Below are 22,383 nucleotides of genomic sequence, written 5' to 3' on the forward strand. Positions count from 1 at the left end.
TTTAAAGAGCGTTCGGGGCTTGCCCGATCAAGGTGGCGTATTCTACATCGAATCGCTGCCTTGTCAACCGCTTTCTGAAGAATTTTGAAACTCGAAATCTTCAACTAATTCAAACGGTTGTCTTTCAATTTCTGGCCCGCCTCAGTGGCGTGCCCCTCGAAAGAGATGCGTATTCTACAGAGCTCACTCCGACTGTCAACGCGGTTTTCAATATTTTCTCAAAAACCTTACTTTTCGATCAATCCGTGATCACTACGCGAGCAATTTTCTTCTTACCCGCCTGCACAACGCAGTCGTCGCCCAGATTAAAGAAGCGATCACCCTCGTGCTTTTCACCATCAATAAAGACAGCGCCACGCCCAAGTACGTCTCTGGCAGCGGCCCCATTCTTCACCAACCCTGCGAGGCGAAGCACTGTAGCAACGGGCAACTGCTCCTGCCCGGAGAGGGAAACCTCGATAGTCGGCACGTTCTCGGGTATTTCACCCAGGCCCACCCGGTTACCCGCGGACTTGTGCGCTGTCGCCGCCGCCTCAGCGTCATGGAAGCGAGTGATAATTTCTTCTGCCAGCAGCTTTTTGTAGTCCTGCGGATTTGCACCTCCGGACACTGCAGCACGAAACTCATCCACTTCCGCCAACGGCCGGAAGCTCAGCAATTCAAAATAACGCCACAGGAGGTCATCCGGCATGGACAACAGCTTGGTGTACATTTCACCGGGCGAATCATTAACGCCGACATAGTTGCCCAACGACTTTGACATCTTCTGGACACCATCCAGCCCTTCCAGCAACGGCATGGTCAATACAGCCTGCGGCTTCTGACCATAGTGCTTCTGGAGAATCCGCCCCATCAAGAGGTTGAACTTCTGATCTGTCCCGCCCAGCTCCACATCAGCCTCAAGGGCGACCGAGTCATACCCCTGAACCAGTGGATACAGGAACTCATGAATGGCGATGGGCTGCTCGGCACGGTAGCGCTTGGTGAAATCATCGCGCTCAAGCATACGGGCAACCGTATACTGCCCCGCCAGACGAATCATGTCAGCCGCAGAAAGCTTGCTCATCCAGTCGGAGTTAAACACCACACGTGTCTTTTCCTTATCCAGGATCTTGAACACCTGCTCTTTATAGGTAATGGCGTTGGCAGCAACCTGCGCTTCCGTCAGAGGCGGGCGAGTTGCACTCTTGCCGGTGGGATCACCGATCATTCCGGTGAAATCCCCTATAAGGAAGATCACTTCATGCCCCAGGTCCTGGAACTGTCGCAGCTTGTTGATCAGAACCGTATGGCCCAAGTGAAGATCTGGGGCCGTAGGATCGAATCCGGCCTTTATCCTGAGAGGGCGCCCCTCCCGGAGCTTCTCAATCAACCCTTCCTCGGGGATCAACTCATCCATGCCGCGTTTGATAACGGCCAGCGCCTCATCAATAGATGCCATGTACCACACACCCTCAATTCTGATCATTTGGGCCGGACGACAGTTACAGAGATCTACAAAAGAAATCTGTGCGTTACCAGCACCCCTGTTAAAGTGTACCTGCTCAGTTTTTGAACAAAGCCGCGTATTTAAGGCCGGGTATTATAACAATCCCGGCCTCAGAAATCCGGCCAGTATGCCAGTAACGGTAATGTTTGATGCTGTCCTGAGCGCATTTTATACGGTAATCTGTTGGACTATACTTGAACAACAGCTTTAATTAGGTAGTACAACCTACCGGAATACCGATTAAAACGGATGCGACACGTGCTGAAAATGTTTCCGAAAACCCATATCACCATTGCCGCTGCGACCAGTGTTGTCGTTGCAGCCGCTATTCTGATGAGCCCCAGCGCCGATGTAGAAGCCAATAGAATGGCTTACTCGCTGGATCTCGACGAAGGCACCGTCAAGTCGTCAGGCAAGCCGACTCCCCGCATGAACGAACAGCCCGCTGCCGACAAGATGCCAGAAGAAGACGCAACAGTAGCACCTGAACTGGCATCCATCAGCGACGAGCCTCAGCTACCCGAAGCACTGGACACCGCTGCGGCCATGGCTGAGGTCAGCGAGCCAGAGCTGCAATGGCAGGAATACAAGATCAAGTCCGGCGACACACTTTCATCCCTGTTCGGCAAGGCCGGCTTCAACGACGGCATCATGCTGTCTGTGATCCACGGCTCTGGCGAAGCCGATAAGCTTCAGCGGCTCTATGCTGGCGAAACCATCGCGTTTGCAACCAATGACGCCGGAGAACTCGCTGCCATAGACCTCCAGCGCAACCTGCTGGAAACCCTTCACGTTGAAAAAACCGAAGAAGGTTTTACCGGCGAAACCGTGGTCCGCGAGCCTGACGTTAAACCGGCATTTGCGTCAGGCGTTATTGACGGCTCCCTCTATGTGGCGGCGCGCGAAGCCGGCATGAGCGACAGACTGGCCATGGAAATGGCGGGCATCTTCGGGTGGAACATCGACTTCGTATACGACGTTCGCAAGGGTGACCGGTTCGAAGTGGTGTATGAGGAACTGTATCTGGACGGCGAGAAATTCGACACTGGCAACATTCTGTCTGCTCGCTTTATCAATCGGGGCAAAGAGGTTATTGCCCTGCAGTACACTGACAGCAACGGTGATACTGACTATTACAGCCCGGACGGCAGCAGCATGCGCAAGGCGTTCCTGCGCACACCCATCAACGCCCGCGTCTCTTCTTCCTTCAACCTTCAGCGTCGTCACCCGGTGCTGGACGTCGTTCGCCCGCATGAGGGCACTGACTACGCCGCGCCTCCAGGCACTCCCATTAAGGCGGCTGGACATGGCAGGGTACAGTTTGCCGGATGGAAAGGCGGCTATGGCCGCACGGTCATTCTCAAGCACGGCGACAACATTACCACTCTCTATGCCCACATGAGCCGTCTCGGCAAAGGCATCAAGACCGGCACCAAGGTCAAGCAGGGCGACACCGTTGGCCATGTTGGCTCTTCCGGCATGGTGACCGGGCCCCACCTGCATTATGAATTCCGGGTCAACGGCTCTCCGAGAAACTCGCGAACGGTCAAGCTCCCTGATGCGAAACCGGTACCCAAGTCAGAAATGGCTCGCTTCAAGGGATTTGCGGAACAGCAAGTTGCCAAGTTCGAACTGTTCCGCCAAAACTACCAGCATCTAGCCCTGGCCGCTGACGAGTGAACTGAATGAAAGCCTGGATTGGATTGATGTCAGGCACCAGCATGGACGGCATTGACGCCATACTGGTGTCGTTCAACGGTCAAACAATCCAGGTGCATGCCTCCCACACCACCGCCTACCCGGACGACATACGCAGACGGCTGGTCAATCTCGGCCAGAACCGGGGAACGCCGGATGATGTCGGCGAGCTTGATCACGCCGTCGGCTCACTGTTCGCCCTCGCGGCGGAAACTGTGATCGGGAAGTCCGGTTTCCCGGCCTCATCCATCAACGCCATCGGCAGTCACGGTCAGACCCTACGTCACCACCCTGATAGTTCAGCACCTTTTTCCCTGCAGATTGGCGATCCCACTGTTATCACTGAACGAACCGGCATCACGACCGTGGCAGACTTCAGGCGGCGCGACCTGGCAGCAGGCGGTCAAGGAGCGCCACTGGTGCCGGCATTCCACAAAGCCTTCTTTAGCGCTGAAGGCGAGAGCCGGTGCATCCTTAATCTTGGCGGCATCGCCAATATCACCCACCTTCCAGCGGGCGCCAATGAGCCGATCACCGGTTTTGATACAGGCCCTGCGAACGCGCTGATGGATGCCTGGTGCATGGATCAGACTGGCCGGGCGTTTGACGAGGATGGCGCATGGGCCGAGGAAGGGGAGATCAATCAGGCACTGCTAAGCGACCTGCTTTCGGATGCCTACTTTTCGCGACAGCCACCCAAGAGTACGGGTACCGAAAAGTTCAATATTGAGTGGATCAGGACTCAATTACGTCGTCACCCGGACCTTTCCGGCGCCGACGTACAACGCACCCTGCTCGAATTAACTGCAGTATCCGTCGCGCAGCAGTTGCCGCAATCGCCGGGAATGACAATATTTGCGTGTGGGGGCGGTGCTAAAAACAGGATTCTGATGCGGGCTCTGCAGCGAACCTGTAGCCCGGCCCGCCTCGCGTCAACAGATGACCTGGGCCTGGACCCGCAATGGGTAGAACCGGCGGCCTTTGCCTGGCTCGCAAGCCAGACACTCGCCGGCAAGCCCGGCAATGTTCCGGAAGTTACAGGCGCAGAGGGGAAAAGAATACTTGGGGCGGTGTACTACGCCTGAACACGCACGTCAGATCGAGAAGGAGCTACCACAGCCACAGGTGGAGCTGGCATTGGGGTTCTGAACGACAAATTGCGACCCCTGCAACCCTTCCTGATAATCCACGGTTGCCCCGACCAGATACTGGTAACTCATAGGATCCACAAGCAACATCACGCCATCCCTTTCGATGACCGTGTCTTCCTCATCCTGCGCTTCATCGAATGAGAAACCATACTGGAAACCGGAACAGCCGCCACCGGTCACAAACACGCGAAGCTTGAGGTCGAAGTTGCCCTCCTCATCCACCAGCTCCCGTACTTTGGATACCGCGCTGTCACTGAAAAACAGCGGTGTGATTGCCTGTTGCTGAACTACACTCAAGTCCGCCTCCGGTTACAGAAAAATCTGACCTGATTATCATATTCCTGACTAAAACAATCAACTATTCCTTGCCAGGTACCTCTACCGACTCTTCCTCCGCCTGCTTCTCTTCAGGAATGACTCTGCCGGCAGCATCAGATTGCTTGTCCCTGCTCAACAAACCCGCGGGCTCGTTCTGGTGAACCAGGCTCCCGTTAACGGACGCGCCCATAGCCATCTCGATCAGATTGTAATAGACATTGCCATGGATGGAGGCTTTTTCGGCCAGTTCAAGGTGCGTTGACGCGTACACATCGCCGTGAACCGTGCCGTTTACGATCACATGAGGGGCGACAATGTCACCCTCCACGGAACCCACCTCAGACACCCTTAACACCGCGTCGCCGCCTTCTTCGGCAACGACCCGGCCGCGGATAGTGCCATCCACATGCAGTCCGCCGGAGAAATGCACATCCCCCTTAACCGTCGTGCGGGACGAAACCAGGGTATCGAAGTGCCCAGCGGGGCGCCTAGGTTTCTGTTTCTTTTTGCCAAGCATTTTAGTTCTCCGTCAATTCATCCCAATCAAAAGTTCGTTCGGCCTGGGACGATTTACTGCCTTCTGCACGGGCGACCACCTGCAGCTCAACCGGCTCGAAACCGTCCGGCACTCGTAAAAGCCCCTCTATATCCTGAAAATACCGGAAGCGGAACTTGACGCCCAGATCGTCGATATCGTCCGACAGGTCCCTCAGCGCGATCACTTCTTTCTCTTCATTTCGCATACCAATGACGTTCACCGCGACCACGCCCGATATATAACTCTTGTTGTCACCGATCTGGGTGAGCACCAGCTTAAAACCATAGGTGTCGTCCTGGCGCCCCTGCTGCATCGTGAACCGATCCACCTGCAGCCCTTTGCTGGTTTCCGAAGGTGCCATGATGTTTTTATAGAAAGTCAGATCCGCTTTCAGTGACGCGATCCGGGTTTCCAGATCAACAATGCTCCTTCTCGCCTGATTCAGGGCTTGTGCATCTATGGTTCGCCCCCGCTCCAGGTTGACCAGTTGCTGGCTGGCCTCGCGGTTTTGCTCTCGAAGGTCTTCAACCTGCTCTTCCAGCAGGTCGCGGGACTCTTCGGCAGTTGAAAAACGGAATCCACCCTGCGCCATACCGGTCACATACCCCAGCACCGCAGCGAGGATGGAAAACGTCAGCAATATCAAGCTTCGGCGCAGCCGGTACCCCGGGCGATGCCGGATGACAACGTATTCTTCAGCGGGTTTTCTGTGTTCGCTCACCGGTCAGACCTATGGTAGCAGCGCGGGCGCTTCCAGCCCGAGGGTTTCCTTGAGGTCAAACATGATGTTCATGTTCTGGACCGCCTGCCCTGCCGCACCTTTTACCAGGTTATCAATGACCGATGAAACGATCACAATATTGCTCTGCTCCTGCCGGTGAAGAGCCATACGGCAGTTGTTGGCACCACGGACACTGCGGGTTTCCGGATGACTGCCAAATGGCATCACGTCCACAAAAGGCTCATCCCGGAAGCGGTCTTCGAACAGCGACTGGAGACGGTCAAAATCAGCAGGGTTCCGAAGCTCTGCGTATAGCGTTGCCTCGATCCCCCGGACCATCGGAATCAGGTGTGGCACGAAGGTAACACCGACATCACCACCCGCCGCCTGGGACAGGCCCTGACGAATTTCCGGGAGATGGCGATGGCCGGATGCGCCATAGGCCTTGAAGCTCTCACCCACCTCACCGTGCAGCATACCGATCTTGCCCTGACGTCCGGCACCGCTGGCGCCCGACTTGGCGTCCGCGATCAGTCGTGACGGATCGACCAGCCCGCTCTCCAGCAATGGCAGAAAGCCCAACTGGACAGCTGTGGGATAACAGCCCGGGTTAGCCACCAGTTGTGCTGTACGGATCTTGTTCCGCACCACTTCCGGCAGGCCATAAACCGCTTTCTCCGCCCATTCGGGACTTTCATGAGGCATGCCGTACCACTCGGCCCAGACATCCAGATCCCGGAGGCGGAAGTCCGCTGATAGATCCACAACACGGGTTCCGGCAGCCATCAGTTCCGGCATCATCCGCATGGCCACACCGTGGGGCGTGGCGAAAAAGACCAGATCACAGGCTGCCAGCGTTTTTACGTCCGGCTCGGAAAAGGCAAGGTCGTAGTGGCCGCGAAGGTTCGGATACATATCTGCGACCGGCATGCCGGCCTCGGAACGCGAGGTGATGCAACTCACCGTCACGTCCGGATGAACCGCAAGAATCCTCAGAAGCTCAACACCGGTATAACCGGTTCCACCTACAATGCCTACTTTTATCACCTGTTTCTCCAGCTGAAATCGGGTTCATAACACACCTATAGTCTAACATGATAAACCAATGACTTATTGCAGCCCGAGCGGCGCTGGTTACAATATCGTCAAGAAACCACTCGTCCCTGGAAAACCGGCGTTCATGCGTAAACTGAGAAACAAGATCACTGGAAACTTGATCCCGGTTTTCCGGCGCCGGCTGTCCGGTGTCGACGCATTGCCACAACTGGCGGTTCTCGGATTGCTATCCGGCCTGTTTACCGGTGGCGTGATTCTGGCTTTTCGCCTGGCCATCGAATGGCCACTCGAGTACTTCCTGCCTGGCGACGGCTCCGAGTCGTTTGAAGAGCTGGACATTCTTACCCGCGCCATCCTGCCGTTGGCCGGCGCCATTGCGCTGGGCCTGCTGATGCACAACCTGGCAACCCACGACCGCAAGGTTGGCATCGTGCACGTCATGGAACGCCTGAACTACCATCAGGGCTATATTTCCGTTCGCAGCGCCCTCGTCCAGTTCGCCACCGGTGTCAGCACCGTTGTTACCGGCCAATCCGCCGGCCGGGAAGGCCCCGCCGTACATCTTGGGGCGGCCATCTCCAGCTTGATGGGGCAATGGATGCGGCTACCCAACAACAGCATCCGGACATTGGTTGCCTGCGGCTGCGCGGCCGCTATTTCCGCGTCGTTCAACACCCCGATTTCCGGCGTTATTTTTGCCATGGAAGTGGTGATGATGGAATACACCATCGCCGGTTTCACCCCCATCATCCTGGCATCCGTGACCGCGGCGGTGGTCACTCAGGCCGCGTACGGCTCGGAGCCAGCGTTCAGTGTGCCGCCGCTGACCATGAACTCCCTGCTGGAAATCCCATGGATCATCGCCATCGCAATCATTATCGGGGTCGCGGCGGCGGCCTTTATACAACTGATCGACACCACCGGACGCCACCACCATCGTCCGGTATTACTGCGACTCACCATCGCCGGACTTCTCATGGTGCCCTTTGCCATCGTTGTACCGGAAGTGATGGGGATCGGGTACGACACGGTGCAGTTCACGATCGACAACCAACTGCCCTTCTGGCTATTGCTGGGCGCCGGCATCGCCAAGTTGTTGATCACTTCGGTCACCCTCGGCCTTGGCATGCCCAGCGGCGTGATTGGCCCCACCCTGTTCATGGGAGCCACACTGGGAGGAGCCATGGGATTGATTGGCGCCCAGATACTGCCGGATATGGCATCGTCCGTGGGCTTTTACGCCATGCTGGGCATGGGCGCCATGATGGGGGCCGTGCTGCAGGCGCCACTGGCAGCGCTCATGGCGCTGATGGAACTTACCAGGAATCCCCACATTATTCTGCCAGGCATGCTGATCATTACGACCTCGAGCCTGGTAACCAGCGAAGCCTTTGGCAAGAAATCTTTGTTCCTGACCATACTCAAGAGCCAGGGCCTGAGTTACCAGAACTCGCCGGTTATCCAGGCTTTACGGCGCGTGTCCGTTGGCGCCATCATGGACAGGAACATCCTGCGCACCGAACGCTTCCTGTCGCGTGAAGAAGCCAGAAAAATCCTCAAATCCGAACCAAAATGGCTGGTGGTGGAAGGCAGTAGCGGCCCCACTGGCCTGCTGCCGGCGGTGGATCTTGCTCGCTACATGGAAGACACCAAAGCGCCGGCAACGGACAGCGAAGAAGACACAACACCTGAGCAGATTGACCTGATGGACATTCCCGCCAATCGCCGGGACATCGCACCGGTGCAGTACCAGGCGACCCTGGAAGAAGCACTGAACGAATTTGACCAGACCAGCGTAGAAGCCCTCTACGTGCAGCGTCATGTTGCCCCAATGATCCAGCGCGTCTATGGCATTGTGCTGAAATCGGATATCGAGAGCTACTACCAATACCGACGGAGTTGATGAATGTTGTGGGTCAAAGCCCTGCATATTGTGTCCATGGTGTGCTGGTTCGCCGGCCTTTTCTACCTGCCAAGACTGTTCGTCTATCACGCCGCCTGTGAGGACGAACCTGGCCGCCAGCGCTTCAAGATCATGGAGCGCAAGCTCTATCGGGGAATCACCACACCGTCTATGGTAGCAACGGTTGTTTTTGGTCTCTGGCTCATCGGTTACAATGTCGAAGGTTATATGAGCCAGGGCTGGATTCACGCCAAACTGTTGTTGGTGGTCCTGCTGATCGGCTACCACTTCTACTGCGGACATCTGGTGAAGGTGTTCCGCGATGACCAGAACACCCGTAGCCACGTGTTCTACCGCTGGTTTAACGAGATGCCTGTTCTGGCACTGGTCGCCATCGTCATTCTCGCTGTCGTCAAACCCTTCTGAGGAGCCCGACTATCAACCTTAACAGCCGTCCTCACGTTCTGATTATTTCTGGCCTGGATCCCTCCGGCGGCGCCGGCATCCAGGCTGATATCCAGGCAGTGACCGCCCTGGGCTGTCACCCGCTGCCTGTGTTGTCCTGCCTGACCGTGCAAGACACCCGGAACGTCTACAACGCCACCGCAACGGATCCGGACATCGTCCGCCAACAACTGGAATGCCTGGCCGGGGACACCCCCATTCATGCCATCAAAACCGGAGCCCTCGGCAACGCCGATGTGGTGGATGTACTGGTGGATTTTCTCGCCAACCACCCGGACATCCCTCTGATTACCGATCCGGTGATCAAGGCCGCCGGTGGCGGCGACCTCGCCGACGAAGCGCTGATTGCACGCATGAAGGAACGCCTGTTCCGACACGCAGAGATGATTACGCCCAACAGCATTGAATTGGCCCTGCTGGGCGAGAACGAAGATCCGGCGCAAGCGGCCCGCAAGCTGCTAAACGCTGGTTGCCAGTCCGTATTGGCCACGGGGGGGCATGGCGAAGGCGAGGACATCATCAACACTCTCTACCACCAGTCTGAAGAACCGTCCCATTTTTACGTTGAGCGGGTTGGTGGTGAGTATCACGGCACCGGGTGCACCCTGGCGGCCTCGATCGCCGCTGGCAGGGCATCAGGCCTCTCAGCCGGGGCAGCGATTGACCAGGCGCAGGACTATGTCCTCCGTGCGATCCGGCACGCACTGCGAGTCGGCAAAGGGCAACCGGTACCCGACCGGGGCATTCCATGGCAGAGCTAACGCCTTCCGGCACTTTCAGTGCCCAGGCCATCGCCAAGGGCCTGAAGCCAGGCCTCTACGCCATTACCGACAGCCAACTGTTACCGGAAGACCGACTGCTGGTCGCGGTTGAGGCGGCCCTTCGAGGCGGGGCCGTGTTGGTACAGTACCGTGAAAAAAAGGCGCCGGAGCCAGAACGGCTGAAACAGGCGCAGGACCTGGCGGCCCTTTGCCACAATGCCCGCGTGCCGCTGATCATCAACGATGATCCCGAACTGGCCCGTCGCTGCGGAGCCGCCGGTGTGCACTTGGGTCAGTCCGATGGCTCCCTGGCCCTGGCCAGACGGCAGCTTGGTGACCATGCCATCGTCGGTGCAACCTGCCATGCCGACCTGGCACTGGCGTCCCGGGCGGATGCGGACGGCGCCGACTACCTGGCCTTCGGCCGCTTCTTTAACTCAACCACCAAGCCTGACGCACCCGTTGCCGAGCCTTCAGTTCTGACCAAGTCACGGCAGTTTGGCAAACCCGTAACCGCCATTGGGGGCATTACTATAGATAACGGCGAAGGCCTGATCCGCGCCGGCGCCGACCTGCTGGCCGTGGTCGGCGGCCTGTTCGATGGTGACGTTGCCACCGTTGAAGAGCGCGCACGCCGATTTAGCCAGCTGTTTGCGCAACATCACCCACTTTTTTCATCGTCCGTATCTCAGGAGTCCTGAACCATGACCCAGTCCGAAACCCTATTCGAACAGGCTCAGAAATACATCCCTGGAGGCGTCAACTCTCCAGTCCGGGCCTTCCGGGGAGTCGGTGGTACCCCGCTGTTTTTCAAGCACGCCGACGGCGCCTACCTGTACGACGAAGACGATCGCCGCTACATCGATTACATCGGTTCCTGGGGGCCCATGATCCTTGGCCACGGCAACCAGATCATCAAGGATGCGCTCCATGCCCAGGTCGATCAGGGCATCGGTTACGGAGCACCGACAGCGATCGAAACCGAAATGGCCAAGAAGGTCTGCGAACTGGTCCCTTCCATTGACCTGGTGCGCATGGTTAATTCCGGCACCGAGGCCACCATGAGCACGGTTCGACTCGCCCGCGGCTATACCGGCCGAGACAAGATCGTGAAGTTCGAAGGCTGCTATCACGGCCACGTGGATTCACTGCTGGTGAAAGCCGGCTCCGGCGCGCTGACCCTGGGTGTCCCCAACTCACCGGGCATTCCCGCCAGCCTCGCGGAACATACGTTGACCCTGGCGTTCAACGATATTGAAAGTGTTCGGGAAACCTTCGCAAAAATGGGCGATGAAATCGCAGCCATCATCGTTGAGCCAGTGGCGGGCAACATGAACTGCATACCGCCTGTCCCCGGTTTCCTTGAAGCGTTGCGGGAGGTATGCGACGAGCACGGCACGGTATTGATTTTCGATGAGGTCATGACCGGCTTTCGGGTCGCCCTCGGTGGTGCTCAGGAATTTTACGGTGTCACACCGGACCTGACTGCCCTGGGCAAAGTGATTGGCGGTGGACTGCCCGTTGGCGCGTTTGGCGGCAAACGGGAAATCATGGAACACATCTCGCCACTGGGGCCGGTCTATCAGGCCGGCACTCTGAGCGGCAACCCACTGGCCATGTGTGCCGGCCTGGCCACATTGAATGCCATTTCAGAGCCGGGATTCCATGACCGGTTAACGGAAAAGACCAATGCCGTTCGCGATGGGTTGAAAGAGGCTGCGGACAGCACCGGCGTTCCATTGGCAGTTCAAAGTGCTGGCGCCATGTTCGGCTTCTTCTTTGCCGACGCTCCCAAGATCACTCGCTTCGACCAGGTCGTGGCCTGCGACGCAGAGCGGTTCAAGAAGTTCTTCCAGGGGATGCTCAAGGAAGGTGTGTACCTGGCGCCTTCAGCCTTTGAGGCCAGCTTTACCAGCGCAGCCCTGACCGATGACGACATCCGACAGACAACGGAAGCGGCACGCCGTGTCATGAAAACGCTCTGAACGCGACCGATTGACCCCTGATCCCGAAAAGCCTGTCAGCAACAAGGACATGTCTTTCGGGGCCCCAGGGGTGACCCGCATCACACTTCTGACCGCCCAAACCGACCCGGCCCCTCCTGCCGTTGACTTCGCTCACCCTATGATCAAATTATGGTCAGATCTCGGACAAGAGATGCACTGACTGCGACCATCTAACAATCACAAGACAGAAGTCAGCGCATGGACGCCACGCAGTACTGCCTTGAACTGCCCCAAAATGCAGTAGTCGGCACAACCTGTTAGGTCGAGCCGCAGTTTGACAATAAATACAACAGCAAACTGTAGGTGCAACAATGAAACAATGGATCAAGGTATTCGCCATGCTGGTGGCACTGGCATGGTCGGCGCCATCAATGGCCTGGTGGTGGAATTCCACGCCATCCAACTACACCGACACCCGCTATCCGGTGGTGTTGGTTCACGGTATGTTCGGATTCGATTCAATTGCGGGAGTAGACTACTGGTATGGCATTGCCGAAGACCTGCGCAAGTACGGTGCCGATGTCTACACCACCCAGGTACCCGCTCTGGACAGCACCATCGCCAGGGGTGAGGCACTGCTACCACAGATCGCCTCAATCGCAGCGGTTCATGGCAAGGTAAACCTGATTGGCCACAGCCATGGCGGGCCCACCGCTCGATACGTCGCACGGGTAAGGCCGGATCTGGTGGCCTCGGTAACCTCCGTGGGCTCCCCCCACAAAGGCTCACCGGTTGCAGACCTGATCCACGGATCTCCGGCGGACAGTCTTGCGGCATCACTGGGTAACGCACTGGGCAGCCTGATCGACCTGCTCTCCGGTGGCGGCTACAATCAGGACCTCCAGTCCAGCCTCTACTCACTCACCACCGAAGGCAGCGCCGAGTTCAACAACTTCGCCCCCGCCGGCGTTCCGGCCAGTGCCTGTGGTGAAGGCGCCTATTCCAGCAACGGCGTGCGCTTTTATTCATGGGGTGGCACTGGCGTACTGACCAACGTGCTGGACCCATCCGACGTACTTTTGGGCACCACCAGCCTGGCGTTTACGTTCAGCCCCAACGATGGATTGGTAGGCCGCTGCAGCAGCCATTTTGGCAAAGTGATTCGTGATAACTATTTCATGAACCACCTGGATGAGGTGAATCAGGCTCTTGGACTGCATAGTCTGTTCGAGACTGATCCAAAAACCGTCTTCCGGCAGCAGGCCAACCGCCTGAGAAATGCCGGGCTTTAAATAGCCCCGTTCGCCATGGCTGGATACGGATATCCCGCCATGACTTCAGAACACGGTCTCAAACCCGAGCATCACTTCCCGACGGCTGTAGTCATAACGTTCAATGGTACTGCGGTTGTCCAGCATGCTCCATTCCGCCAGCATCATCCATTCCCCGGCCAGTCGGTATTCCGCCAGCAGCGAACCGCGCAACCGGTTATCCGTGCGCCGCTCAGAGACCAGAGCCCCGTTCGACACGAATCGTTGGTCATCCTTGTAGCGGGAGTAACGAACATCGGCCTTGCCGCCCAACGAAAATCGGCCCGACACATAGTGACGGACTTCCGCCGACACAAGATTTCGTATGGGAGATACACTGAAGAACTCCTGCTGTGTCGAGAGATCCCTTCGATGGTTATCTTCCAGCTGATAATGACCGCTCAGAACCCAACTTCCCAACGCTTTATCGGCGCTGGCGCGGAATCGCAGCATTTCTCCATCGTAGGCGCTGTAATCGCTGCCACCGTCAATCGTTGAAACCGAACCACTTACGCTGCATTCAACACCAGAGACCACAGGAGCCAAAACGCACCGATCGGGATGATAGAGCATCTCGACCCGGGCCTCGCGCTCAAGGGGATCACCGCCAAACCAGGATGCCGACAGGCTCAGGGTTGATGTAAGCTCTCCGTCTCCCAGCTCTTTCGGCAACGACGCACCAGTGCTGAGATAAGTGTTATTAAAGGCAGAGTTCCCAGGGTACTGACGAGTGAAAGCAACCCCGTGCAAACTGAGCTCCTTCATTCCGAGTTGAACAGTTCCCGCCGCCAGCGCATCCGCAAACCCGCCTTCCTTATCACTGGAAACATCATCCGGAGTTCCAGCAATATTGTCGTCGTATCCGCCAGCGACGGCGAGATAGCCACTACCATGGCGCTGACCCAATGGAGATTCCGCGGTGACATCAGCCAGCTGGTGACGAGCCAACGTTTGGACTTCTTCAGGTGAATCCTCGCTGGCAGCGCGTTCGAACCACTGGCGGGCGTCGCCCACCTTACCCATCCTCTGCTTTACCAGACCGAGGTTGTAGTAAGCCAGAGGCGCATGAGGCGTTTCCAGCAATGTCAGGAATACGGTTTCGGCCGACCCGAGATCGCCGAGACGGAAGTAAACAACGCCGAGATTGTAGAGTAGGGATGGAGAGTTGGTGCCAGCCGCCCGAGCTCGCTCGAAAAAAATCCGGGCCTCTTCCAGGTTTCCTTGCCGAAAGGCCTCCACACCGGCATCGAAATCCGGCCTATTGGTGACCTCCATGGCCATCGCCGCAGGAGTCGAGGTCATCAGGGCAATAAACAGAATGGCTGATCGTGGGAACCCCAAGCTTTACTCCGGAAATACGCTGTGGTGGCGCCCCTCAAAACAGACGCGTTGAGTGAGGGCACGACAAAAACCGGAGTATAGCAACTGACGAAGTGCTTCGTCGCAGAAGGAAAATTACGATGCCGTATAGTTAGTAAGTAGTTAGCAAGGGAAGCTAGGGCCGGTCGGGACGATTGGAGACATCTGGCAGATCAGGCAACTCAGGCCGCCCCTTTCGCCCATTGTCATTACGGACTTCCCGAGCCCGCTCAGACGCTGCGTTGGCGGCATCCCGCCCTCTCTCGCGTGCGTCCCGGGCCTTATCCGCGGAATGAACCGACTTATCGATGCCACGATCTTTCGACGGTCGACCAAGTGATACCGGTTCACGCAGGTTAATCTCACGCACGACAGATTCCGTAAGGTCTTCGTCGTCTGTAACCATTCTCATGGTCACATCAAGATCATCACTGGCAAAAACCGTTGACGGTCCCACCAAAAACAGGCTGAGACCGACGAAACAGACAGCTCTCTGCCAGATTCCCGACATCATGACGAGGGCTCCGGACGTCCATTTATTGATGGGCCGTTGAGACTGGCCCGGAACGTTTTGGTTCTTTGGCCATCGTCAAGATGAGCGACCAGCTCACCCTCACCAGAGAACAGAATGTTTAATGGCAGGTTTACCACATTTTCGCCTTTATCCAGATCAACTCTCCAGCTCAACCTTTGGTGCCCGGGATAATCAGAAACCTCTACATGAGGCGGCAATTCCACTGTCAAAGTAACACCCTGCAGCGCTTCCCTGGAGCGAAACGCAAGCCGAACATTCCGGGCAACCGGCTTCAGTGCCGAGCGTTCATCCGCGCTTTCATCAACAACGGTTACTCGATGATCGGTTACTGAATCCGTTTTAATCTGCGCCAATTCATCCGCCGGTTCCTGGCCTGAACGCCAGCCAAAACCAAGTGCAATCCCCAGGACCAGGGCCGCCGCAATGGCACCTCCCACCCACGGGGCACTCCAACCGTAGTCCGTAAGGCTTTTGCGGGACCGGCGCTCCCTTCCGATGGCAACATCCAGAACCTGTTTCTCAAAACCCGGCGACGAGGGCGGTATCTCCTGACTTTCACGCATCGCGGTGACGATTGCCAATTCGTTGTGTGCGGCAACGGAACAGCTCTCACACTCGGCAAGATGCTGCTCAAGGCGGTTAGCCTGAGCAGCCGACAGCTCGGCCTTGGCCCAGGAACCCAGATTGTTTTTGCACTCGTCACACATCATTGCCATCACCTCATTCTTTCACACGCTCGGCCTGCGGAAAAAGTTCCGGACGCTCAAGTAACTTTTCCCGCAGGGCGGCCCGACAACGATGGACTCTCGACTTCACCGTGCCAACCGGTATTTCAAGCACCTGAGCAATATCTTCCTGGCTCCAGCCATCCACATCGTGCAGCAGCATCAGAGTGCGCCGATCCGGCGACAGAGTCTGAATAATCTCATCCATAACGGGCTTCAAGCGCTCAGAACTGATCTGCTCACTGAGATCGGGGACATCCGCGGCGTAGGAGTCTAAAAAGGAGGATTGCTGTTCCGGCTCTGCTACGTCGCTAACAGGCCTGTCGGCGCGACGTCCTTTGCGACGGACCTGATCAATAAAGTGCCGGTACAACACGCGATTCAACCATGGCCTCAGTTGCTCCACTGATTCCAGCTCCGAGAGACGGGGATATAGTTTCAAGACCACATCCTGAACCAAATCCTCGGCATCCTGTTGCTGCCCAGCCAAACGATACGCAAACCGGTACATAGCCTCCAAATGCGGCTGCACCAGTTTCTCAAATCGCTTGGCCCGGGAAGGGTTAAAGGAAAGTAAAGCCAAAACCGGTACTCGTCTGATTAATCGCGCAAAAAGAGGACGCAGTTTACAACACAATCCGCACGTAAGTATTGGCCCATGACCAAACCACCGATCAAAGTCGCATCAGCCGTCCCATAGGCAAGGGTTAGCAGACACAATGGAACGGCTGACGACATTTCAGCGTTATGCCCTTGTGGCCACCCAACATTTCTTCAACCGGCCAGTGTCTTTCCCTAAGGAGGTTTGCAATGAATCAGTCTCTGAAATACCTGACAATACTTGGCTTTACCGGAGCGCTGACTGCCTGTGGCGGTGACAGCGACAGCAGCAGTCTTAGCGGAGGGGAAACAGGCAGCGTAAGCGTCGGACTGACTGATGCACCTGTAGACAGCGCCCAGGAAGTAAACATTGAGGTTACCGCGCTGGTACTTCAACCTTCAGACGGCGAACGTCGCAGGTTTGAGCTGGAATTCCCCGCACCGATCAATCTTCTCGACCTGCAGGGAGGTTCATTTGAAAGCCTCGTCACTGATGAGGAAGTTCCGGCTGGCAACTACAACTGGATGAGAATCGAACTCGGCGACGACAACACCGTCCTTCTTGATGACGGAAGCTCTCACATCCTTACCACTCCATCGGCAAGAGGCGTACAGACATCAGGGTTTACCGTTCCTGCCGGAGGTGAAGTCAGCTTTACCATCGACTTCGATGTTCGCAAGTCACTGGTTAACCCTGTCGGGCAGGACAGCTATCGACTCAAGCCGGTACTCAGGCTTGTCGACAACTCTGAGGTCGGCACTATCGAGGGTACGGTAGCTGGCGAACTGATCACTCAGGAATGTGGTGACGCAATGACTCCTGAATTTGCAGGCAATGTCTACGTTCATGAAGGAGCAGATGCCGTGCCTGACGACATTGGCAGCGAAAACGAACCGCTGGTTGTTGCTCCGGTCGACGAAAACGGAACCTATACCTACACCGCCGCTTTCATTCCAGCTGGAGAGTACACCGTGAGTTATACCTGCGGGGATGACCTGATCGAGAACGATCAAGGAGAACCATCAGACGACGACATCAACTTCAACGGAGCTCAAAATGTCACCGTTGTTGCTAGCGAGACGTCTACCGCTGATTTTGAACTCCAGACACAGCCGTAGTTCTCGATAGATAGCCGGGCAGTTCAAACACTGCCCGGCTCCAGCTACCGCAAATCACAAGGCCGACGCACGCGCCTCTGCCTGATCCGCCCCAGCCACATTACCCCTGGCACGCCGGATATCCGCCAGCAGCAACCATCCCGAGCGCTGCAATGACGAATTGCTGCCCGCCAAAGACAACCCTTTCAACGTGAACTGCTCCGCCGAACCCAGTTGATCCAGTGCCACGTAGGCTTGTGAGAGCTTGAAGTACACCTGCGCCGAGCGTGGGGCGATTCGCTGTGCCCGCTCCAGTTGCGCCACGGCGGCCTGGGTCTCGCCGGACGCCATCAGGCTGTCCGCCCGCTGGATAAGGCTTCGTGCTGCCGGCGACAGAGCGTCACCCTCATCCTGGTAGCTGGGGGCCGTGCGCTCTGGCTGCCGCACCGGTTGATCAGGCTGCTCGCTTTTACGCTCAACCCGCGGTTCGTCACGAGGCTCACCGGTTTGTGGCGGCTGGGGCGCCTCGTCAGGGGATGACCGATCACCGGCTGGCACATAGATGGAGCCACCGCCCGGGCCAGAAGCGCAACCGGCCACCGTCAGCGACAGGGCCAATAAGCCAGCGAACTTAAACGTGTTCGATTTCATTGGAAAAGTCCTTCAAACCAGCCCCGTATCCGCCGCTCGATATTACCTCCGCAGGAAACCTCCACATCAGGCTCACTGCCGGTGATGAACGGTACGAGGCGTGCATTGTCACAATGTTCTTCTGTCAGGGCGACTTCGTCGGGATTGACCCAGAGGTACTCTACCCCATCCGGCACCACCGGCGAGAAGCCGTGCTGCGGTACCTGGCTCATAAACCGGGACCACACTGGTAACGCGCCGGTGGCGCCTGTCAGAGACGTTGGGCCGTTGTCGTCTCGGCCAACCCAGGTCACCGCCAGCAGGTCGCCGCTGAAACCGGCGAACCAGGAATCGCGGCCATCATCGGTGGTTCCGGTCTTACCTGCAAGCGTGAGCTCTCGTGGCACGGTCCGGTACGCGGAACGCCCGGTACCTTCCTGCATGGTTTCCTGCATAACATACTGGACAAGATGTACCGCGGCGGGATCCGCTACCTGGTCCACTTTCAGGCTATAGCGAGACAGGGCCTCGCCTTCGGCATCGGTGACCTGCCGAATGGTTCTCAGGGGCGTATTGAAACCGGACGTAGCCAGCCCCTGATAGATCTGGGCGACCGTTACCGGCGTCATGGAGACTGAGCCCAACAACATTGATGGATACTCCGAAATACCCCCGGGAACGCCAAATCCCTGCAAGGTAGACTTCACAGCGCCGATACCCACATCCAGCCCTACACGCACAGTAGGTAGGTTATACGAGTGGGAGAGCGCCTTGTGCAGGGGCACCTCGCCGCGCTGTTCCTTATCGTAGTTTTCAGGCTCCCAGCGGCGTCCGTCGTCGAACACCAGGGAGAAGCCCTTGTCCTCGACAGGTGTGATCAGGGTATACCGATCCGGGTTCTGCAACGCCGTCAGGTAAACGAACGGCTTGACCAGGGAACCGATAGGACGGCTCGCATCCACGGCGCGATTGAAACCGGCGTATTTCGGGTCACGCCCACCAACCAGGGCCAACACCTCTCCACTGTCCCTCGAGGTCACCACCATGGCGGACTCCAGCGTGGTATCGGAGCTCCCCTCCATTCGCCCGAGCATATCCTTGACGGCAAATTCCGCCGCATACTGGATCGCGGGGTTCAGGGTGGTGAAGATGCGAAGCCCCTCACTCTGCAGGTCTTCCTGCTTGTAATCCCGGGCCAGGTGACGACGAACCAGATCGATGTAGGCCGGGTACCGGTTTTCAGAGTATGAAGCCTGGTTCGTAACACCCAGCGGCTGGGCACGGGCCCTGGCGGCATCCTCTTCGCTGATAAGATCGGTTTCAGCCATCACATCAATGACCAGATTGCGACGGGACAGGGCACGGTCCGGATGGCGTCGGGGATTATAGTAGCTCGGCCCCTTCACCAGGCCGACCAACAAGGCAATCTGATGGGTTTGAAGATCACGAATCGACTCGCCGAAATAGAACTGGCTTGCCAGCCCGAATCCGTGAATGGCTCGTGTGCCGGCCTGCCCCACGTACACCTCGTTGACGTAGGTTTCCAGTATGTCGTTCTTCTCGTAATGGAGCTCCAGGAGCAGCGACATCAGGGCTTCGTTGCCCTTGCGCAACAAGGTTTGATCCCGGGTCAGGAAGAAGTTCTTCACCAACTGCTGGGTCAGCGTGCTGCCCCCCTGCACGATCTGCCCGGCCCGGATATTAGCCAGCATTGCCCGGCCAATCGATAGCGGGGCGATCCCGACATGGTCATGGAAATTGCGGTCCTCAACGGCCAATAGCGTATCGGTGAAAAGTTCGGGTACATCCGCCAGCTGCACCAACACCCGGTCTTCCTTGTGGGCGGGATAGATACCGCCGATCTGGGCCGGTTCCAGGCGCACAATCGGCGAAGGGTCGCCCGACAGTACCCGGAAATCCTGCACCTGGTCGCTGTATATGTTAAGCGACAGGCGTCTACGAGGTTCCAACCCGTCGGTAAACAGAAAGCCCCGAGTGCTGATAATAAAGTGGCCGCCATTGCGACGATAGGTACCTGCCCGGCTGCCATCCCCGGCACGGTAGCCGGACAGCTCAAGCTCCCGCTGCAGAGCCCCCGAACTGACGCTCGCGCCGTCATACAGCTCCAGTGGTCTCGCGTAGACTCGAGAAGGCACTTCAAATCGACGGCCTTCAAAGCGGGAGGTGACCACCGCATCCAGGTAAACCATCCAACCGGCGAGCAGCACCACACCGATAAAAAAGACGCGCAAAAACAGGCGCCAGAACCAGGGCCGGCGGGCAGACTTTCCCTTGCGGGTGTTTTTCTTGGGCGATTTCCGGGGGGAAGCAGATTTTTTCATGGCGGGATTATAACGAATCCGGGCATCGGTACGGCAGGTCATCCGTGTGTTATTTCTGTAATCTGCCCGTTTTGCTCGTTATGATGGGGGCGATAAAAATCAACGAGTTCAAGGAACCCAAGGAGAGAGCCGTGAGCGATGCACCTTCCGACAACCTGATTCTGGCACTGCAGGATCCGGCGCTGTATGACCACCCGGTGAAAGACTTTCAGGTTATCGAAACGCACATCTCATGGGTCATCCTGACCGGCGACTATGCCTACAAAATCAAGAAGCCGATGGACTTCGGCTTTCTCGACTTTTCGACCCTGGCACGGCGCAAACGCTTTTGCGAAGAGGAGTTGCGCCTGAATCGGCGTCTCGCCAACAATCTATACCTCGACGTGTTGCCCATCACCGGCTCGGCCGAGGCTCCGGCACTCGGTGGCGAGGGGGACGCGTTCGAGTACGCCATCCGCATGCGCCAGTTCGACCAGAACGAGCTGTTCGACGTGCGACAGGAAAACAGCAAACTCACGCCTGAACTGCTCACCAGCCTCGCCCGGCAGGCCGCGAACTTCCACGACAGCCAACCACCGGTTGAACCCGGCAAACCACTGGGAACGCCAGAAGCGGTCTTCGCTGCAATGCAGGAAAACTTCGACCAGATCCGCCCGATGATTGACGATGACGTGCTCCTGCTTCAGCTCGACAACCTGGAGCAATGGACCCGCAGCACCTTTGAGCGCCAATCGGCCCTGATTTCCGAGCGCTACGAGGGCGGATTTGTACGGGAGTGCCATGGCGACCTGCATCTGGCAAATATCACAATCTATGACGGCGACGTGACCGTATTCGATTGCATCGAGTTCAGTGAGCCGTTCCGCTGGATTGACGTGATCAACGACCTGGCGTTCCTGTTGATGGACCTGGAGTCCCGCCGTGAGCCCGAGCTGGCGAACCTGGTATTGAATACCTACCTGGAATACCGCGGCGACTTCGAGGCCCTGCCGCTGCTGCCCCTCTACAAGGCGTACCGGGCCATGGTCCGCGCCAAAATCGCCCTGTTTACCCTAGGCAACCCATCGCTGACCGATGCTGAGCGACAGGGGCTGATGCAGCGCTATCGCGATTACGCCCAACTGGCGGAAGACTACAGCGCCATACCCAACCCTTATCTACTGGCCACCACCGGGCTCTCCGCCAGTGGAAAATCCTGTGTCAGCGGTTCCATGGCGGCGGAGTTGGGGCTGATTCGGCTGCGTTCGGACGTAGAGCGCAAGCGGCTCTTTGGCCTGGGCCCGCTGGACCAGAGCAAATCCCCGACCGGCGAAAAGCTGTACACCGAAGAAGCCAACCAGCGCACCTATGAGCGCCTGGCCGAGTTGGCCGGCGCCTTGCTGACCAGCGGCCTGCCGGTCATCGTAGACTCTGCCTGCCTGAAACAGTCCGAGCGGGAGATGATGGCGGACGTGGCAGAGAGCCGGGGCATGCCGTTCGCTCTGTTGCACTGCGAAGCGCCCCTGGAAAGCCGTAAGGAATGGGCTCGCAACCGCTCAGGCGATGCCTCCGAAGCCACTGAAGAATTCCTGGAAGAACAGGAAGCGTGGCTTGAGCCCCTTACCACCGAGGAAAAAACCCACACCATTCATCTGTACACCGACCAGGAGCATGTGGGGGAAGCGGTCGCAGACCGAATCCGCCAGCATTTTGGCCTTCCCGGGATGTAAAACGTCTACACTGAACAGTGCCCGGCCCC

At 57.4% G+C, this 22,383-nt stretch carries 21 protein-coding genes; 10 read left to right on the top strand and 11 right to left on the bottom strand.

The window, feature by feature from the left end; translation table 11 throughout:
- Positions 1-238 precede the first annotated feature (238 nt).
- Positions 239-1,441 carry a tyrosine--tRNA ligase gene (tyrS, locus tag AXW11_RS13670; protein WP_085681652.1) on the bottom strand — a complete coding sequence of 401 codons (1,203 nt, stop codon included), beginning with the start codon at positions 1,439-1,441 and terminating at the stop codon, positions 239-241.
- Positions 1,442-1,747: 306 nt separating this feature from the next.
- Between tyrS and AXW11_RS13675 the strand changes: the two genes are divergently transcribed.
- Both AXW11_RS13675 and AXW11_RS13680 read left to right on the top strand, forming a co-directional pair.
- Positions 1,748-3,169, top strand: a complete 1,422-nt coding sequence (locus AXW11_RS13675) for a peptidoglycan DD-metalloendopeptidase family protein (protein WP_075195723.1) — start codon at positions 1,748-1,750, stop codon at positions 3,167-3,169.
- Positions 3,170-3,174: 5 nt separating this feature from the next.
- Positions 3,175-4,272 (top strand): anhydro-N-acetylmuramic acid kinase, encoded by a 1,098-nt coding sequence (locus AXW11_RS13680; RefSeq protein WP_041332672.1) that lies wholly within the window; start codon positions 3,175-3,177, stop codon positions 4,270-4,272.
- A 9-nt stretch (positions 4,273-4,281) separates the two neighbouring features.
- Here AXW11_RS13680 and erpA read toward each other — a convergent pair whose 3' ends face one another.
- The 4 genes from erpA to argC form a co-directional block, all read right to left on the bottom strand.
- On the bottom strand, positions 4,282-4,635 hold the full coding sequence (gene erpA, locus AXW11_RS13685) for an iron-sulfur cluster insertion protein ErpA (RefSeq protein ID WP_041332669.1): 354 nt from the start codon (positions 4,633-4,635) through the stop codon (positions 4,282-4,284).
- 61 nt (positions 4,636-4,696) lie between these two features.
- Positions 4,697-5,173, bottom strand: coding sequence for a bactofilin family protein (locus AXW11_RS13690; RefSeq protein ID WP_036203298.1), 477 nt, complete (start codon positions 5,171-5,173; stop codon positions 4,697-4,699).
- 1 nt (position 5,174) lies between these two features.
- Positions 5,175-5,915, bottom strand: a complete 741-nt coding sequence (locus tag AXW11_RS13695; protein ID WP_036203295.1) for a DUF6776 family protein — start codon at positions 5,913-5,915, stop codon at positions 5,175-5,177.
- Positions 5,916-5,924: 9 nt separating this feature from the next.
- A complete protein-coding gene (gene argC, locus AXW11_RS13700; RefSeq protein WP_041332668.1) occupies positions 5,925-6,962 on the bottom strand; it encodes an N-acetyl-gamma-glutamyl-phosphate reductase in 1,038 nt (345 codons plus the stop codon).
- 133 nt (positions 6,963-7,095) lie between these two features.
- Here argC and AXW11_RS13705 point away from each other — a divergent pair, with 133 nt between their 5' ends.
- The 6 genes from AXW11_RS13705 (at position 7,096) to AXW11_RS13730 (ending at position 13,338) form a co-directional block, all read left to right on the top strand.
- On the top strand, positions 7,096-8,874 hold the full coding sequence (locus AXW11_RS13705) for a chloride channel protein (RefSeq protein WP_091642304.1): 1,779 nt from the start codon (positions 7,096-7,098) through the stop codon (positions 8,872-8,874).
- Between the two features lie 3 nt (positions 8,875-8,877).
- The gene (gene hemJ, locus AXW11_RS13710) at positions 8,878-9,300 is read left to right on the top strand and encodes a protoporphyrinogen oxidase HemJ (protein WP_036203287.1); all 423 of its coding nucleotides are present in this window, start codon (positions 8,878-8,880) and stop codon (positions 9,298-9,300) included.
- A gap of 38 nt (positions 9,301-9,338) precedes the next feature.
- Positions 9,339-10,100 (top strand): bifunctional hydroxymethylpyrimidine kinase/phosphomethylpyrimidine kinase, encoded by a 762-nt coding sequence (gene thiD, locus AXW11_RS13715; protein WP_075195700.1) that lies wholly within the window; start codon positions 9,339-9,341, stop codon positions 10,098-10,100.
- A complete protein-coding gene (gene thiE / locus AXW11_RS13720; RefSeq protein ID WP_177190612.1) occupies positions 10,088-10,801 on the top strand; it encodes a thiamine phosphate synthase in 714 nt (237 codons plus the stop codon). Before thiD ends, thiE begins: the two co-directional genes overlap by 13 nt.
- 3 nt (positions 10,802-10,804) lie before the next feature.
- Complete coding sequence (gene hemL, locus AXW11_RS13725; protein WP_036203281.1) at positions 10,805-12,085, top strand: glutamate-1-semialdehyde 2,1-aminomutase; 1,281 nt, start codon at positions 10,805-10,807, stop codon at positions 12,083-12,085.
- A 332-nt stretch (positions 12,086-12,417) separates the two neighbouring features.
- Positions 12,418-13,338: a lipase family alpha/beta hydrolase gene (locus AXW11_RS13730; RefSeq protein ID WP_041332666.1), complete on the top strand. Its 921-nt coding sequence runs from the start codon at positions 12,418-12,420 to the stop codon at positions 13,336-13,338.
- A gap of 45 nt (positions 13,339-13,383) precedes the next feature.
- Here AXW11_RS13730 and AXW11_RS13735 read toward each other — a convergent pair whose 3' ends face one another.
- From AXW11_RS13735 to AXW11_RS13750, 4 genes are all read right to left on the bottom strand, one after another.
- A complete protein-coding gene (locus tag AXW11_RS13735) occupies positions 13,384-14,697 on the bottom strand; it encodes a tetratricopeptide repeat protein (protein ID WP_091642301.1) in 1,314 nt (437 codons plus the stop codon).
- A 154-nt stretch (positions 14,698-14,851) separates the two neighbouring features.
- The gene (locus AXW11_RS13740; protein ID WP_227517804.1) at positions 14,852-15,229 is read right to left on the bottom strand and encodes a hypothetical protein; all 378 of its coding nucleotides are present in this window, start codon (positions 15,227-15,229) and stop codon (positions 14,852-14,854) included.
- A complete protein-coding gene (locus AXW11_RS13745) occupies positions 15,226-15,966 on the bottom strand; it encodes an anti-sigma factor family protein (protein ID WP_083637215.1) in 741 nt (246 codons plus the stop codon). Before AXW11_RS13745 ends, AXW11_RS13740 begins: the two co-directional genes overlap by 4 nt.
- A gap of 4 nt (positions 15,967-15,970) precedes the next feature.
- Complete coding sequence (locus AXW11_RS13750; RefSeq protein WP_228210406.1) at positions 15,971-16,507, bottom strand: RNA polymerase sigma factor; 537 nt, start codon at positions 16,505-16,507, stop codon at positions 15,971-15,973.
- Between the two features lie 278 nt (positions 16,508-16,785).
- Between AXW11_RS13750 and AXW11_RS13755 the strand changes: the two genes are divergently transcribed.
- Positions 16,786-17,694 (top strand): DUF4382 domain-containing protein, encoded by a 909-nt coding sequence (locus AXW11_RS13755; RefSeq protein WP_041332663.1) that lies wholly within the window; start codon positions 16,786-16,788, stop codon positions 17,692-17,694.
- A gap of 54 nt (positions 17,695-17,748) precedes the next feature.
- On the opposite strand, the gene AXW11_RS13760 is transcribed toward AXW11_RS13755, so the two are convergent.
- A complete protein-coding gene (locus AXW11_RS13760) occupies positions 17,749-18,324 on the bottom strand; it encodes a tetratricopeptide repeat protein (RefSeq protein ID WP_041332662.1) in 576 nt (191 codons plus the stop codon).
- The gene (gene mrcB / locus AXW11_RS13765; protein ID WP_036205614.1) at positions 18,321-20,645 is read right to left on the bottom strand and encodes a penicillin-binding protein 1B; all 2,325 of its coding nucleotides are present in this window, start codon (positions 20,643-20,645) and stop codon (positions 18,321-18,323) included. Before mrcB ends, AXW11_RS13760 begins: the two co-directional genes overlap by 4 nt.
- Before the next feature lie 80 nt (positions 20,646-20,725).
- Here mrcB and AXW11_RS13770 point away from each other — a divergent pair, with 80 nt between their 5' ends.
- Positions 20,726-22,354 carry a bifunctional aminoglycoside phosphotransferase/ATP-binding protein gene (locus AXW11_RS13770; protein WP_226909960.1) on the top strand — a complete coding sequence of 543 codons (1,629 nt, stop codon included), beginning with the start codon at positions 20,726-20,728 and terminating at the stop codon, positions 22,352-22,354.
- Positions 22,355-22,383: the final 29 nt, after the last annotated feature.

The sequence above is a fragment of the Marinobacter sp. Hex_13 genome (assembly GCF_001566815.1).
Taxonomy (GTDB): Bacteria; Pseudomonadota; Gammaproteobacteria; order Pseudomonadales; family Oleiphilaceae; genus Marinobacter; species Marinobacter salarius.

Bases quoted from the DNA above. Each gene is read 5' to 3' on its own strand.
- AXW11_RS13680 (WP_041332672.1), top strand. From the start codon at position 3,175: ATGAAAGCCTGGATTGGATTGATGTCAGGCACCAGCATGGACGGCATT.
- AXW11_RS13705 (WP_091642304.1), top strand. From the start codon at position 7,096: ATGCGTAAACTGAGAAACAAGATCACTGGAAACTTGATCCCGGTTTTC.
- tyrS (WP_085681652.1), bottom strand. From the start codon at position 1,441: ATGGCATCTATTGATGAGGCGCTGGCCGTTATCAAACGCGGCATGGAT.
- AXW11_RS13730 (WP_041332666.1), top strand. From the start codon at position 12,418: ATGAAACAATGGATCAAGGTATTCGCCATGCTGGTGGCACTGGCATGG.
- AXW11_RS13745 (WP_083637215.1), bottom strand. From the start codon at position 15,966: ATGGCAATGATGTGTGACGAGTGCAAAAACAATCTGGGTTCCTGGGCC.
- hemJ (WP_036203287.1), top strand. From the start codon at position 8,878: ATGTTGTGGGTCAAAGCCCTGCATATTGTGTCCATGGTGTGCTGGTTC.
- AXW11_RS13690 (WP_036203298.1), bottom strand. From the start codon at position 5,173: ATGCTTGGCAAAAAGAAACAGAAACCTAGGCGCCCCGCTGGGCACTTC.
- AXW11_RS13760 (WP_041332662.1), bottom strand. From the start codon at position 18,324: ATGAAATCGAACACGTTTAAGTTCGCTGGCTTATTGGCCCTGTCGCTG.
- mrcB (WP_036205614.1), bottom strand. From the start codon at position 20,645: ATGAAAAAATCTGCTTCCCCCCGGAAATCGCCCAAGAAAAACACCCGC.
- AXW11_RS13755 (WP_041332663.1), top strand. From the start codon at position 16,786: ATGAATCAGTCTCTGAAATACCTGACAATACTTGGCTTTACCGGAGCG.
- hemL (WP_036203281.1), top strand. From the start codon at position 10,805: ATGACCCAGTCCGAAACCCTATTCGAACAGGCTCAGAAATACATCCCT.
- AXW11_RS13740 (WP_227517804.1), bottom strand. From the start codon at position 15,229: ATGATGTCGGGAATCTGGCAGAGAGCTGTCTGTTTCGTCGGTCTCAGC.
- AXW11_RS13770 (WP_226909960.1), top strand. From the start codon at position 20,726: ATGATGGGGGCGATAAAAATCAACGAGTTCAAGGAACCCAAGGAGAGA.
- thiE (WP_177190612.1), top strand. From the start codon at position 10,088: ATGGCAGAGCTAACGCCTTCCGGCACTTTCAGTGCCCAGGCCATCGCC.